This window comes from Chryseobacterium foetidum (assembly GCF_025457425.1).
Taxonomy (GTDB): Bacteria; Bacteroidota; Bacteroidia; order Flavobacteriales; family Weeksellaceae; genus Chryseobacterium; species Chryseobacterium foetidum.
Map to the genome: position 1 here is coordinate 3066912 of NZ_JAMXIA010000001.1, position 13730 is coordinate 3080641.

Sequence of the window (13730 nt, forward strand, 5' to 3'; positions counted from 1 at the left end):
ATGAACGAAAACTTTGAGATTAAAAAAATCTTTAATGAACAATATATACTGGTCATTGATTCTGATATTAAGGCAGTAAATGTACACATGACATCTTCATCACAAATGAGATGGGATTTCAGTATTCTTAATATTTCAGAAGAATATTGCGATGTAAAGCTCATATTGCTAGATCATATTCTGCTGAATTCTAATAATCCTTTAATTAAAGAAGTTGCATCGCTTACCAATGCGTTTTCGCGACTGTATAATGAGCTTCATATCAAAATCAATCATGAAGGTACAATTATTGAGGTGTTGAATATGCATGTTATCATGTCTAAATGGAACCAAACTAAACGTGAGATGGAGAGTATTGCAGCCAATAATCCTGAAATTAAAAATGCAATTATTCTTAATGATAATGTATTTACAAACAAAAATAAAGTGATTGAGAATATACAGAGCAGCGAGTTTTTTTTGATTTTCTTCAATAAGGTTTATGGTAAAAAAGTTCCCGGAAGATTTAGCAAAAATTCATTAAATATTTTTAATTCAGCAAACGTAAACTGGAGTTATCATCTTTCTTTTGCGCATAATCCTCTGCTCAGTTTAGATGAAATTATTATTGAATCTTTTGCGGAGCCATCTTTACTTTTGAATATTGGTTTCTACAACCGGGCATATATTCAGTTTGCCAATCAGATTGATACTAAAAAGTTGGATACATCTCTAATTGAGAAAGGCATTTACAGAATAGAAAAGTCATCAGGCCGCATTATCGAAGCTTCTTTAAACAGAGAAGAAATAGCCCATCCTGAAGAGCTTTATGCTAAATTAAAATACACTTTTTACAGTGATGAAATCCTGAAATACAAAATGTCTGATGAATACCTTACAGCAAAAAACTAATTCATGTTCTTTCAAAAGAATAGTTTCCTTTGGAAAGTACAGTCTTGAGGTTAGATTTTCTAATGATAAGGCTATAGCTTCAAAAGCATTTTGTGTTTTTTTTGAGAAAAATTTTAATCAAGAAAGCGAAAGTTTTAAGATCCGGAAAACGTATGCTTTTGAACTCAAAAAAATTGCAGACCGAAATAGATGGATTACCTATTCCAGAAAGCAAATTTTAAAAAAAGTATGACATGGGAAATAAAATCATTACCGAAAAAGACTTCTGGATGTGCTCAAGTGGTGCGGTTCCGGCACAGCTGCAGGGAACAAGAAAAAGCAACAAGAAAAGTTCCGGTGAGGTATATATCACTGTTGCAGACACAGCTACCAGCAGCTGGATAGATTTCGGATGCACCAAGAATATGCTTTTGGCTGCTATTATTACTGCCGTTGCAGTGGTAGTGGTAGTAGCTTTGATCGTAGGAACAGGTGGTGTAGCAGCTATTGGTTTAATAGGAATGATGGCTATTGGTGCAGCAGCAGGTGTAGCAGGAGGTGTAATAGCCGCTATAGATGGTGCTTTGAAATGCGGACAGAAAAACGCAGCAGCCAGAACCTGGGACGGAAGTAAAGATAATATGATTCTTACCGGTACATCAGCAATAACTGGTGACCGTACAATGGCCTGCTCTATTGGTGGTGTTGTAAAATTTGCTCCGGAAGTAAAAAGCTGGACACATGCTCTTGCCTTAGGTGGCTTCAATTATATAACCCAGCTTGCAGGTTGTGCTTTGGGAGGAGCAGGTGTGGGAGCAGGTGGTTTTTTGGCGGCAGGTCTCGCCGGCGGTTCGCTTGCCATTGCAGCACCCACATTTTCAAGTGTATTGTCTAATGTTGCAGGAGGTTTTACGGGAATCTGGGGAGGAAGCAGAGCATTATTCGGATTAAATTCTCTGGCTAATGAGCATGCGTATGGGAATGTACAGGATGCCGGTGATGCCGGAGAAGCACTGCTCAATGGTGGCGTTCCCGAAATTGGAATGGCACAGAGAATTTTTACAGGTCAGGCGCAACCATCCGATTATTTACTTTTCTTATATTTGTTAAACATTAAGGCGAAAGGATCTAAACCACCAGCAGAAGACGGCACCCCTCAGGGAGATAAGGATGGTAATAATAGTCCAAGAGAAGAAAAGGGAAATCAGCCAAGAGAAGAAGATGGCAACCAACCCAAAGACGAGGATAGTGCTCCACAAAATAAAGGGAAAGGCGATGAAAAACAAAATAGACAAAATGATGTTAAAGGGAATGCTCATGAACATTCATTAGTTGATAAAATTGATGATGTTCAGAAAACCATGACTGAAGGTGAAGCGAGCAGAACGACTTACTCAGTTGCCAAGGTTAAATTGGCCGACGGATCTACTGAGCTTTGGGTGGCTGCTGCAGGTAAAAAAGGTTACGTTCCGCCACGAATCAGAAAAGCTGCGGGAACAGAAAAAGTAGTTACAAATAAAGTGGAAGAAGGTAATTCTCAAAATAGATTAAATGATGCTGAACAAACCATTTTAAGAGAAGCAAAAGCACAGGGTGCGACAGTTGAAGAAATAGGTGCTACAAGACCGATGTGTCCAATGTGTCAAAAAGCATTTGATGGTCATCTTCATACAGTAAAAACGCCTTTAAAATAAAAGAATTAAATTTAATTATAATATTATGATATCTTTAGAATTATATAAAGAAGAGGTAAAGGAATTAACCGAACTTTTTAGAAATGAATGGAAGGATGTTCAAGAAATTGCAACAGAAAATGGTTTAGACCCAACAAATGATTTTTTGCTGAGTTTTATTGAAGGAGAAGATGAAAGTGAAACGTGCTTGTTTTTTAGCAAAGAGAAAGGTCTCTATTTATATGAAAGGAAAAATGAAAACATTACGTTTAAATCATTTCTAAAAGAAGAAATTGAGCAAGAATTTCCACAAGTTCGAACACTGGATGATATAAATAATTTCGATAATTGGTAAGAAAAGATTGTAAAAAAATAATAGCACTATTAAGTCGTCAATTTGGCGGCTTTTTTAATTAGAATGTCAACCAACCCAAAGAAGAGGATGCTGCTCCTTAAAATAAAGTGCAAGGTGAAGAAGGACAAGGTAAGCATAAAGATGGTGAAGGGAATGCGTATGAAGAAGGAGAGTTTGGAGACAAAACTCAACAGGCAACAGGTTCTGCAATCGGTGGTGCGGCTGGTGCATGGGCTGGTGCTCAACTTGGTGCCACGATAGGAGCGGTTGGAGGACCCGTAGGAGTTGTTGTAGGGGGTATTGTAGGAGGAGTAGTTGGTGGAATCATTGGAAGTGGTGTTGGCTCAAAAGTTATGGACTGGTTATTTTAGTATATTTGGTTAAATTTGTTATAAATATTGTAATATGGGATTATTTGGTAATTTATTTGGTTTAAAAAATCAACAAAATATTAATAAGAAGAATGAGGAAAATGAGATTCCGAAAGAAATAAATGAATTGAAAAGTAGAGACATAAATCAGAGTTCACAATATTTTTATAACTTTCTGGAGAGAATAAAACCTAATAGTGATAGGATACTTAGTGCGTATGCGGAATCCAAAAAAAGTAATAATGAACGTGGAATCAAAAATAGTACAAGAGGTCTTAGTGAAGGGATATATACTAAACCGTCTATTTGGTATAGTATGGGAGTCACTATAGATAAAGATTGGCAAGTTTACTATAGAGATTATATAAAATACTACCAGGAACGTATCAATAAGGATTTAATTAATGGTTCATACCAATTTAGTTTAAAAATATTGTCTATAGGTATCTTACTAAGAATTGAGAAAGATGTTTTCAAGAAAATATCCGAACGGTATGTAGAAGAGGGTTATGAAGATTATATTTTAGACCGTTTAATACATTCTCAGTATCCATCACATCCCATTTCTACAGAATTGCAATTTCCAGCTGAAATTTATATTCAGAAGCTGGCTCAGATATTAAAATCTTCATCAGTACAGGAATCTGAAACTTTGGCAAAAGAATCATTAGAGAAGTATTTTTACACAAAAGAGAACCTTCAAACATCTTACGACAGCCATAAAACAGATTTTTATTCCGGGTATTGGGCATGGGAAATTGCTGCAATTGTAAAAATATTAGCATTGGACGATAGCAGTTTCAAAGATAATCAATACTATCCCTACGATATGGTACATTGGTTAAATAAAATAAAATAGTTTAAGAGAATTTTTGAATAAACTATTTGCAGAATCTGATGTATCCGGAAAAATATAGTGAGAGTCAACTTAAAAATGCAAATTATTTTTTATGAGCAAATGGAGAAATGTAATCAATTTATATAATTATATAAATTAAAAGAGAGAATTTTTTATAAGAGTAAGAGCAGGCAAAACCTGCTCTTTGCTTATTTTAAAGCAAATATTAAAGTCCTATTAATATTTTAAACGATTGTCTTGTTTCTAACTTTGTGACAAAAAAAATATTTCCAAACTGAATTAAAAAATGATGAAAGTTTAAGCAGCCGAAGTGGTAATAAACTGGAACTGGATGATGGTGCAGGTTCGGTATTCCTTACCGATCAGGGCGGTGCCAATATGAAATTTGACGGGGCAGGAAATGCGACAACGAATACCAATAATGATAAAACTGTAACTGTAGGAAATAATAATTCTGTTAATGTTGCTAATGACAATTCCATAAAGGCTGGAAATACAAGTATGATTGATGTGGGTGGAAACTCTGTTCTGCAAATGGATAAATTAGGAAAGGTTTCGCTTACTGCAAGTACAGAATTTAAAATTGTTGTAGGAGCAAGTACCATTGTCATTGATAAAGAAGGTAAAATTACAATCAATGGTAAGGAAATTAAAGTAGATGCAACGCAGTCGATCAATCTTTCCGCAACTAATGAAACGACAGTCGGAGGGAAAAATGTAAAAGTAACAGGAAGTACTGAGGTGCAGATTAACGGAAGTAAAGTCAATATTAATAAGTAAATTCTGATGGAAGTAGGAAAAGCATATTTATATAACACAGATATTAGTGGAAAAACTAAAGTTCACAGTTTAGACAGTAATTATAAAATTAATATTAAAACTTCAGTTACTTACAAAGGAAAAGATCCTAATGAAGATTATCACATTTTTGAAATTACCGAAAACGAATATAATCTTGAAATGTACGAAGATCCATTAATCGTACAAATTGCTGAAATGACCAATAAAGTATGCAGTATCTACAAAACCCTTGAAGTGGGCGTTAACAGGAAAGGTGAGATTGCAAAGATTTATAATGGTGAAATGATTCGTGATAAATGGAAAGAAGTAAAAGACTGGCTTACCAATGCTCATCCAATCGAGGCCTACGAAATAATCAGAGCCAAAGAGTATGAGCTTACCAATGAAGAAATGGAGATCAAAAGCATCAGATACATTCACTTTCTGTATCAGTTCTTCTATATTTTCGGAAAAGAGCCGCTTGCTGAAGGCAGTAAAAGCTATCAGAAAAGAGAAGACATGGACAGATTTGGAGCCGGCGTTGTGATTCCGGTAAACATTTCGGTTAATGAAAAACTGAATGAGCAGCAGATGAGCGAATGGAATGTTGATGGCATGATGATCAGAGATGATAAAATGATCCGAAGGTTACGGGAGTTTGCAAAAGACAGTTACATGCATCCCGATTACAAAGTAAAAGGAAAGTACTTATATGATGACAGAATCTTGCTGAAGTCTGATTTTACAATTACAGAACAGCTGGGCGAATTCTTCTATTATCATTGTTATATGGATACGAAATTAGAATTCTAACAGTATGGCAGACGAACAATATCTTACCGAAAAACATTATGTTGTTTGTGACAAAGGGATGTCTCCTAAAAAGATGAAAGTCACAAGCCAGGATTTCGTTACGTTCAGTGGGGATAAAGCAGCCACAGAGCTTGATACCCTGAAAGGCAATAATTTTATCTGTTTGGGCAAAACAGCATTTATAGCAGGAGCCGTTGCGGGAATTGCTGTGGGAATCTGTGCAATGATTCCTGGTCCGGGATGGCTGGTTGCGGCAATTATTGCAGCAGCTATCTTAGCAGCAGTTGCGATAGGAGCTCTGAAATGTAAAGCAGCAGCAGCCACGAGAGTTTGGACTGAAACAGCTCAGCAATTTTCAATACAGGATAAAAAAGCGCTGACATTATCGTCAATCATGATGTGCCCTGCAGAAGGAGGAATGATTACACCAAAAGAAACTGCATGGGAAGCCTGGGGAAGTGCTGCCCTCACCAATCTTGGTCACGTAGCCAATTTTGCTTTCGGATTTCTTGCCGGTCGTGGAGCTGTAGGAATGGTGGGAGGTGCCGCCGGAGCCACCACAGCAGCCGGAGTAACGGGAGCACGACAAACTGCTATGACTTTCGGGCGTGAATTTGGTAAACAGTTTGCCAATACGGCAAGAAAAGAATTAATTGAGCAGTTTACTTTTAAAGGTTTTAAAAATGCCTCACTCTTCTGTAAAACCATGCGTGGACTGGGAATTGGAGGAGCATACTATGAGCAGTACAATATTTGGAGCAGCGATAAAAGCGCCATTGAAAAATTACAGGAGAGTGGAGTAAGTCTTATATTAGGAATTTTTGCAGCAAAAGGTGCAACATTGGTATGCTTTCCTGCAGGAACAAAAGTTCATACCCAAAATGGATTGGCTAATATTGAAGATTTATATGAAGGAGATTTCGTACTCACTTTCAATGAAGAAACAAAACAAGAGGAATACAAACCGATTCTTACAAAACACGAAAGATATACGCAGCACATGCTCTCCATGGAATTACCAACCGGAGAATTTGTTCGTGTTACTCCCGAGCACCGTTTTTTTTGCAATGATGAATGGATAGAAGCGGGAAGTCTGAAAGCAGGAGATTTATTACATTTAAAAGGTGGCGATTATACTACAGTTATCAGCATAGAAACCTTGCCTCATTACGAAAAAGTTTATAATTTTGATATTGAAGGCAATGAGAATTATTATGTAACCAAAGACGGGATCTTGGTGCATAATGGATATAAACCAAAAGCCACTGTTAGGGAAGTTGATGAGTTAACTCACGATTTAGAAATTAGCATAAGTAAGTCCGATTATCCTGAAACCGCAGCACATATTGAGGATGCAATAAAGAATGGTCATCCTGATTTAATAACAATAGACAGAACAATGGCTGATGCAAACAGAGCTGCATCATTGGATGGAATTCCTACAAAACCTGGTTTTGACAGAGATGAATGGCCAATGGCCATGTTTACTGAAGGAGGTGATGGTGCAAGTGTAAGATACATAAATCCTTCAGACAATAGGGGTGCAGGAAGTGCTATTGGAAATGGATTACGAAAATATCCCGATGGAACAATAGTTAAAATAATAATTACAGATTAATATGGAAAATACTTTTGAAAAGATTAGGCATACGTTTGAAAATAGAAAGCCTTTCATTGACATATTTCGAAATTTTGATAAGAATGATTTAAATGACCCGGAAACGTTAAAAAATCTAATGATGGCAGCGTATAGCTACTATTTCATAGGAGATTTAAATTCGATGGAACAAATTTTTGATTTATTACATCAAATGAAATTTGATGGAGATTACAATAAATGGACTTGGGTTGAAGGGATTATCTTGTTAAAGTTATTTATTGATGATTTTAAAAATGAAAAGTTAAAAGATAAAATTTTAGCTACATTAGATTATGGAAACGATGAATCCTTAAATAAAATAAAAAATAAAGCTTTCCAGAGAAGGCTTTTGGGACAGTTATTAAATAAGAGTAAGGTTAAAGAAGCTGAAAATAAAAATGATGAAAATTTAATTGTAGCATCAATAATCCCGTACTTAAAAGAACTGTTTTTTATTAAATCCTTCAAGGAATTAGAGAAGTCTGAAAATGATAATTTAAAAAGTGAAATTTCGGAAAATATTATAAAGGTAAAAGATCTTTTATAGAACTATTGATTGTTTTTAATAATAAAATGAGTTTTTATCATCAAGATAAAAACTCATTTTATTATTAAAAAGTGGAAAGATTGTTGCTAAGCTTTTAAAGATTTCCCTCATTACGAAAAAGTTTATAATTTTGATATTGAGGATAATGAGAATTATTATGTGACTGAAGATGGAATTTTGGTGCATAATGGGTATAATAATGTTGATGAGATTGCCGATGATGCAACTGATGGAAATAGAATATTAGACGGAGAAGGAAATGTTGGAACTTATCGTGACTTGAGTGATAATGGTTCATTAGGAGACAATATTACTCCTCATCACATGCCATCTGATGCTTATATGAGTAGAAACAATATAGATGGTTATACAAGAAATGATGGAATTTCGATGAATATGGAACATCCTCATCCTGGAGTTGGTGGAAGACATAGACAGACTGCTACAAATGGTAGTAATATGACTCAAGCACAAAAAGAAGATTATTGGAATCTGACTCCGAGAGATGCATTGGCTCATGATATTAGAGATGCTAGACGAATATATCAAGAGCAAGGGCTATATAATGAAAATATACGAAATTCATTATTAGAGGTAATTAAACAAAACCAAACTAAATATCCAGTGCATTTGGAAAATAAAAAAATATGAGAACAGAAGAAACTATATTGCAACAACTTATTGATAATAGGTTGATGAGCAACAACGAAGAGATAGATAATTATCAAGATGCTCTAGACAGTCTTTTTGTAAAAGAAGATCATCATTCAATAGGTAAATTATTTAATGGATTTTTAGATGCTACTGAAAATGATGAAGTGATGTTTTCAACAGTGCATGCTATTGAGTATTTCTCCAAAACAATGGGTTTGGAAAAATATATTTTATATGTTATCCCATTTTTAAAAAAATTAGATAATGATTCTTATGATTGGGCAGAAACATTTTTTCTGAGAATAATAAACAATGATGAATCTTTTAAGATGCTAATTAATAACATTCAATCGTTAAAAAAAATAGACCTCCAATTTATAGAAAAACTAAGTAAAGGACTAATTAAAAGAAACCCAGAAAAATTTAGCATAAAATGCAACATTATTCTAGACAAGCTTCAATATTAGAATGAAATAAAGGCAACCAAAGATTTGGTTGCTTTTTTCATATACATACGAAATGTAGATTTTTCTGTAATGATGAATGAATCGCAGCAGGAAGCCTCAAAGCAGGAGATTTAGTACATTTAAAAGGTGGCGATTACACTACCATCATTAGTATAGAAACCTTGCCTCATTACGAAAAAGTTTATAATTTTGATATTGAAGGTAATGAAAATTATTATGTTACTGAGGATGGAATTTTGGTGCATAATGGGTATGCTGCAGGTTCTCCGGAACATAAAGCGTCAAGATGGGAAGAATATCAAGCGAATGGGGGACAATGGAATTATGATAGATGGAGCAATGTTTATAATGCAAATATGCTTAACGCTAAAAGAGGAAATGCAGCGGCTGATGCATATAGAGATCAACTTGGCTGGGGGAAAAGAGAAGTAACTGTAGACGTTAATGGCACACCTAGAAGATTAGATATAGCAGATGTTGATGATATGCGTGGTGTAGAGGTTAAACTGGAGATTATTTTTCCAGAACAGAAGAAATTAGATCAGAAATAGCGAGAGATCGACAACTCGTTGAGCAAGGATGGGATATTGAATGGAGAATAGAAGGTGGTGCAAGTCAACCATTATTAGACGATCTCAGAGAAGCAGGTATAAGAGTGGTACATGTAAAATAATAAAATGAATATATAATGAAAAATATCACGAAAGATGATTTTGAAGAATGGGTTTTTGCTCTATCTGATAAGGAGGAAGAGTTTGTAAATATTTTTAGAGAAGAAATGAATGTTGATTTAGATTATTCTGTTGATTCATTAGATTATGTTGAAGAATGGTTATTAGAAAAATTTAAAACAAAAGAGAATCTGTTGAGTGATGAAAATAAAGATATTTTTGATCTCGTTGTCTGCTACATTGGAGGTGTATTTAGACGAAATTTAGAAGGGCATTGGGAAATTGGTTTAAATAATGAAAAAAATGCATACTACAGATTACCGATAGTTATAAGTGAAAATGTCCCGGCTCCGATTTCTCCGCATACTTTAATTACTGCTTCATTTAGTAGAAATAAAGGAAATTTTATATCAACAGTTTTGAAAAATACTTTAAAAAATAAAAATAGTATTTAGATATTCTAATTCTTTTATTAATAAATGAAAAACGGAATCTATTCAATAATTATCAGAAAAATAGAAATAGAGATTTTAAAAATAAACAGATTGTTTTAAATACAGTCTGTTTTTTCTTTTAACCAATCACGAAAAAGTTTATAATTTTGATATTGAAGGCAACGAGAATTATTATGTGACTGAGAATGGGATTTTGGTGCATAATGGGTGTAAACCAAGAAGCCCTTCATCTACAAACAAAAAAATTGATCATTCCAAAACAATCAATCATCCTGATGGTAGTACAACTTATACAGATATTAACGGAGATTCTGTCACTTATAATTCTGCAGGTTATCCAGATTTTTCGCCACATGCAATTGATGAAGTTAGTCCAGTAACAGGTATGAATGGAAAGTATTCACATGACGAAGCTTTAGCTAATGCAGCTGCAGGTTACACGGAAACTCCAGCAGGATATGTTTGGCATCATGTCGAAGATGGATTAACAATGCAATTAGTTCCTAAATCAATTAACGGTAATTTTCCACATACCGGAGGAGCCTCTGGTCTAAGAGATGGAACTTTGCCTTAAAATAAATAATATGAATAAATTAGTAACATTAGTAGAATTAGACAAAGAGGTCTTGATTGGAAAAATTAAGGGTTTTGAATTGAGATATGATTTGGAGCTTCCTATAAGCTTCAAGCAACTCATACTGGATTATAATGTCTGTAAGCCCGTTAAAACATTCTATAAAAAAAATAACCTTGAATTTAATCTAAATTATTTTTTTGGAATATCAGAAGATAAATACCAAAGTTTATCAGAGAATTACGAGACGTATGTAAATAGAATGCCTGATGAAATTTTTCCTGTAGGAAGTATAGATGGCGGAGATTTATTGTGTATGAACAAGAAGTCTGACGAGCTTTATTATTGGTTTCATGAAACTGATGATTGGGGACTTGAGGGAGTTGATAAATGGCCGAAAAAGGTTGCTGAAAGTATAGAAGAATATACAAACCAATTAATTTTACCTGAGCTTCCTTCTCAACAAGAGATTGAAATTGCAAAGAAGAATAGTAGAGTGAAGATTACACCAATTTCAGTAAAAATTAAAAATGAGCAGAGAGAGAAACAAGGTTTACCCCCTCTTTCTTTTGAAGAGTGGGAAGTACTATTAAATGGATAGTATTTATTGGAATAAATTTCTTTACCATTGAAACTATTTAGTAATAGCGTGATTTGCATAAAATAACAAAAGTTTTGGTTCAATAACTTACAAAATTGAATAAAAGGTAACATTATTCTGTACAAACTTCTATAGTTATATTTAAACAAAAAAAGCAACCTTAAAGATTTGGTTGCTTTTTAATATACAAATGTAATGTAGATTTTTCTGCAATGATGAATGGATAGAAGCGGGAAACCTCAGAGCCGGAGATTTATTACATTTAAAAGGTGGTGATTACACTACAATTATCAGCATTGAAACTTTGCCCCATTACGAAAAAGTTTATAATTTTGATATTGAGGATAATGAGAATTATTATGTGACTGAAGATGGGATCCTGGTGCATAATGGGCGATATAGAGCCATAGATAAAGCACAACAATATGAGGATGATATTCAGGATTTATATGGAGGCGCTGCAAATTTTAATTCACGACAGTACTCTGCGGTAGTAGATGGGCAATTAGTTAACGGTGTTGCAGATAATGTTGTTAATATAAATGGTAAAACAGTAGCTATTGAAGCAAAATTTGTGGAAGATTGGAACAAATCTTTGAGAAATCCTCTTGATACAAAGCCTTGGGCAATTACAGAGCAAAACAAAATGCTTAGTCAGGCAAAAAAATATTCTAATGCATTTGATGAAGTAATATATCATACAAATAGCCAAGATTTAGCTGATCATTATTCACAAGTTTTTAGTCAAAATGGCATCACTAATGTAAAATTTGAAATAACGCCTTAAATTATGAAAGTAGAGAAGATATATCTTCCTGGGAAAGAAGAATCTGAACTTAGAGAATATAGATATATTCACATTAAAAGCAATATTGGAAAAATTAATAAAGATAATTTTGTTAATGCAATAGCAGCTGCTAATACACCATTGATTCCTAAAAACGGTGGTGTTTTGAATGAAAATTTTATCATAATCACCCCAGATGAAAAAAGATTTTATGGATTATCATATTCAAAAGATATAATTGGATGGAGACAGCAGATTATAAAAGGAGCTGCTTTGCTCGATGTGGAAACTGCACAAATAAAAAACGGAGAACATTTCGCAGTCAGTAATGGAGAAAATTATGAATTAAAAGATTGTCAGTTTGAGCGATATAACTTTTATGACGATATGGGGAATATAGTAAAATCAAATACGCCTGTTGAAAGCAGTGAAATTCTTTAATAAAGCTCTCACATTTTTATTTTCTCATAAATTTTTTATAATGAAAATAAAACAAAGCTATTAAGTTGTATAACGAATCTAGCCATTAAAAAAATGATGTATTAATAGAAAAAGAGTAAAAGCATCAATGAATATAACGCTTGCGTAATCTACTTACGACATTTGATTTTTCACAAGATAAGAAAGCCTATCTCAAAAGATAGGCTTTTTTTATGATTAACCATACAAAGCTTACTTTCATACATTTAAAAGATGGAGATTACGCTACGATTATCAGCATTGAAACCTTGCCTCATTACGAAAAAGTGTATAATTTTGATATTGAGGATAATGAGAATTATTATGTGACTGAGGATGGAATTTTGGTGCATAATGGGTATGCTAGTGCAGAGGAACTCCAAAAAGTAAAAGATAGAAGTTTTAATGGAGTAGAAGCAACGCCTAATGGTGGATTAAAGTATGCAAATAGTGACGCACTGTATCCTGTAAAGCCAGGACAAAAAAATACATTACCTATACAATATTCTGGAGATTATAAGACGGATTTCGAAGCTGCAAGTTTGGCAGCTTTAGGGCAAAAAAGTACACCAAAAGGATATGTGTGGCATCATTTAGATGATTATGATCCGGTAACTAATACAGGAACCATGCAATTGGTGAAGCAACAGGCTCATAACGGAATTTCGCATGTTGGAGGTTGTAGCCAGTATAAAGCCGCTACAGGTAATTCCTATACATTTAAAACTTGGTAAATATAATATTATGGAATTTGAACAGACAGAGCAACAAATAACTGGATTTGAGATTTTAGAATTTGAAAAAACAAATGAGATTAATCTTCCTAAAGATTTTGTAGAACATTATCTGAGTTATAATGGTGGTTACCCACCTTACGAGTACGTAAAAGGAGTGAAAAATATCTTTACAATTAATGGTTTTAATTCAATAAAGTATGGTTCTTTGCCTATCGAACAAATTATTGCAGACTATAAAAAAAGCGGAATCATTTTCGAAAAAAAAATTCCATTTGCATATGATAATGGTGGGAATGTTTTCCTAATATCTGAGAATGGAGAAATACATATTATTGAAGCTGAATTCTTAGAAGATAAAAATTACATTTTAGTCTCCGAATCGTTTACAGATTTTATAAATTCTTTTTATAATGAATAA

18 protein-coding genes and 1 pseudogene are annotated in these 13730 nt (G+C 33.8%); all 19 read left to right on the forward strand.

From position 1 onward, the window contains the following. Positions 1–891: a hypothetical protein gene (locus tag NG809_RS14270; RefSeq protein ID WP_262151738.1), complete on the forward strand. Its 891-nt coding sequence runs from the start codon at positions 1–3 to the stop codon at positions 889–891. A gap of 233 nt (positions 892–1124) precedes the next feature. Beyond that, positions 1125–2564 (forward strand): hypothetical protein, encoded by a 1440-nt coding sequence (locus NG809_RS14275; RefSeq protein ID WP_262151740.1) that lies wholly within the window; start codon positions 1125–1127, stop codon positions 2562–2564. 25 nt (positions 2565–2589) lie between these two features. Continuing rightward, complete coding sequence (locus tag NG809_RS14280; RefSeq protein WP_262151742.1) at positions 2590–2898, forward strand: hypothetical protein; 309 nt, start codon at positions 2590–2592, stop codon at positions 2896–2898. Positions 2899–3005: 107 nt separating this feature from the next. Then, positions 3006–3269 carry a hypothetical protein gene (locus tag NG809_RS14285; RefSeq protein WP_262151744.1) on the forward strand — a complete coding sequence of 88 codons (264 nt, stop codon included), beginning with the start codon at positions 3006–3008 and terminating at the stop codon, positions 3267–3269. 34 nt (positions 3270–3303) lie between these two features. Then, positions 3304–4128: a PoNi-like cognate immunity protein gene (locus NG809_RS14290; RefSeq protein ID WP_262151746.1), complete on the forward strand. Its 825-nt coding sequence runs from the start codon at positions 3304–3306 to the stop codon at positions 4126–4128. 378 nt (positions 4129–4506) lie between these two features. Next, positions 4507–4908 carry a hypothetical protein gene (locus NG809_RS14295; RefSeq protein ID WP_262151747.1) on the forward strand — a complete coding sequence of 134 codons (402 nt, stop codon included), beginning with the start codon at positions 4507–4509 and terminating at the stop codon, positions 4906–4908. A gap of 6 nt (positions 4909–4914) precedes the next feature. Continuing rightward, a complete protein-coding gene (locus NG809_RS14300; RefSeq protein ID WP_262151749.1) occupies positions 4915–5721 on the forward strand; it encodes a hypothetical protein in 807 nt (268 codons plus the stop codon). Positions 5722–5725: 4 nt separating this feature from the next. Next, positions 5726–7339, forward strand: a complete 1614-nt coding sequence (locus NG809_RS14305) for a polymorphic toxin-type HINT domain-containing protein (RefSeq protein WP_317619151.1) — start codon at positions 5726–5728, stop codon at positions 7337–7339. Between the two features lies 1 nt (position 7340). Next, positions 7341–7907, forward strand: coding sequence for a DUF6707 family protein (locus NG809_RS14315; protein WP_262151750.1), 567 nt, complete (start codon positions 7341–7343; stop codon positions 7905–7907). Positions 7908–8030: 123 nt separating this feature from the next. Continuing rightward, positions 8031–8558 (forward strand): annotated as a pseudogene (locus tag NG809_RS14320) (hypothetical protein); the annotation flags it as partial. After that, positions 8555–9028, forward strand: a complete 474-nt coding sequence (locus tag NG809_RS14325; RefSeq protein ID WP_262151752.1) for an Imm30 family immunity protein — start codon at positions 8555–8557, stop codon at positions 9026–9028. The pseudogene NG809_RS14320 and the gene NG809_RS14325, both read left to right, overlap by 4 nt. A 161-nt stretch (positions 9029–9189) precedes the next feature. Next, on the forward strand, positions 9190–9579 hold the full coding sequence (locus NG809_RS14330) for a hypothetical protein (protein ID WP_262151754.1): 390 nt from the start codon (positions 9190–9192) through the stop codon (positions 9577–9579). 137 nt (positions 9580–9716) lie between these two features. Next, a complete protein-coding gene (locus NG809_RS14335; protein ID WP_262151756.1) occupies positions 9717–10154 on the forward strand; it encodes a hypothetical protein in 438 nt (145 codons plus the stop codon). A gap of 175 nt (positions 10155–10329) precedes the next feature. Further along, positions 10330–10728 (forward strand): HNH endonuclease, encoded by a 399-nt coding sequence (locus NG809_RS14340; RefSeq protein ID WP_449727700.1) that lies wholly within the window; start codon positions 10330–10332, stop codon positions 10726–10728. Between the two features lie 10 nt (positions 10729–10738). Then, positions 10739–11329 carry an SMI1/KNR4 family protein gene (locus NG809_RS14345; protein WP_262151758.1) on the forward strand — a complete coding sequence of 197 codons (591 nt, stop codon included), beginning with the start codon at positions 10739–10741 and terminating at the stop codon, positions 11327–11329. 223 nt (positions 11330–11552) lie between these two features. Then, on the forward strand, positions 11553–12116 hold the full coding sequence (locus tag NG809_RS14350; protein WP_396124921.1) for a hypothetical protein: 564 nt from the start codon (positions 11553–11555) through the stop codon (positions 12114–12116). Positions 12117–12119: 3 nt separating this feature from the next. After that, positions 12120–12557: a hypothetical protein gene (locus NG809_RS14355; protein ID WP_262151760.1), complete on the forward strand. Its 438-nt coding sequence runs from the start codon at positions 12120–12122 to the stop codon at positions 12555–12557. 212 nt (positions 12558–12769) lie between these two features. After that, entirely contained in the window at positions 12770–13309 is a 540-nt protein-coding gene (locus tag NG809_RS14360; protein WP_262151762.1) for an HNH endonuclease, read from the forward strand. A gap of 10 nt (positions 13310–13319) precedes the next feature. After that, complete coding sequence (locus tag NG809_RS14365) at positions 13320–13730, forward strand: SMI1/KNR4 family protein (RefSeq protein WP_262151764.1); 411 nt, start codon at positions 13320–13322, stop codon at positions 13728–13730.

Excerpts from the sequence above, each read along its gene's own strand:
- NG809_RS14270 (WP_262151738.1), top strand. The coding sequence starts at position 1 with ATGAACGAAAACTTTGAGATTAAAAAAATCTTTAATGAACAATATATA.
- NG809_RS14275 (WP_262151740.1), top strand. The coding sequence starts at position 1,125 with ATGGGAAATAAAATCATTACCGAAAAAGACTTCTGGATGTGCTCAAGT.
- NG809_RS14280 (WP_262151742.1), top strand. The coding sequence starts at position 2,590 with ATGATATCTTTAGAATTATATAAAGAAGAGGTAAAGGAATTAACCGAA.
- NG809_RS14290 (WP_262151746.1), top strand. The coding sequence starts at position 3,304 with ATGGGATTATTTGGTAATTTATTTGGTTTAAAAAATCAACAAAATATT.
- NG809_RS14295 (WP_262151747.1), top strand. The coding sequence starts at position 4,507 with ATGAAATTTGACGGGGCAGGAAATGCGACAACGAATACCAATAATGAT.
- NG809_RS14300 (WP_262151749.1), top strand. The coding sequence starts at position 4,915 with ATGGAAGTAGGAAAAGCATATTTATATAACACAGATATTAGTGGAAAA.
- NG809_RS14305 (WP_317619151.1), top strand. The coding sequence starts at position 5,726 with ATGGCAGACGAACAATATCTTACCGAAAAACATTATGTTGTTTGTGAC.
- NG809_RS14315 (WP_262151750.1), top strand. The coding sequence starts at position 7,341 with ATGGAAAATACTTTTGAAAAGATTAGGCATACGTTTGAAAATAGAAAG.
- NG809_RS14325 (WP_262151752.1), top strand. The coding sequence starts at position 8,555 with ATGAGAACAGAAGAAACTATATTGCAACAACTTATTGATAATAGGTTG.
- NG809_RS14335 (WP_262151756.1), top strand. The coding sequence starts at position 9,717 with ATGAAAAATATCACGAAAGATGATTTTGAAGAATGGGTTTTTGCTCTA.
- NG809_RS14345 (WP_262151758.1), top strand. The coding sequence starts at position 10,739 with ATGAATAAATTAGTAACATTAGTAGAATTAGACAAAGAGGTCTTGATT.
- NG809_RS14355 (WP_262151760.1), top strand. The coding sequence starts at position 12,120 with ATGAAAGTAGAGAAGATATATCTTCCTGGGAAAGAAGAATCTGAACTT.
- NG809_RS14360 (WP_262151762.1), top strand. The coding sequence starts at position 12,770 with ATGATTAACCATACAAAGCTTACTTTCATACATTTAAAAGATGGAGAT.
- NG809_RS14365 (WP_262151764.1), top strand. The coding sequence starts at position 13,320 with ATGGAATTTGAACAGACAGAGCAACAAATAACTGGATTTGAGATTTTA.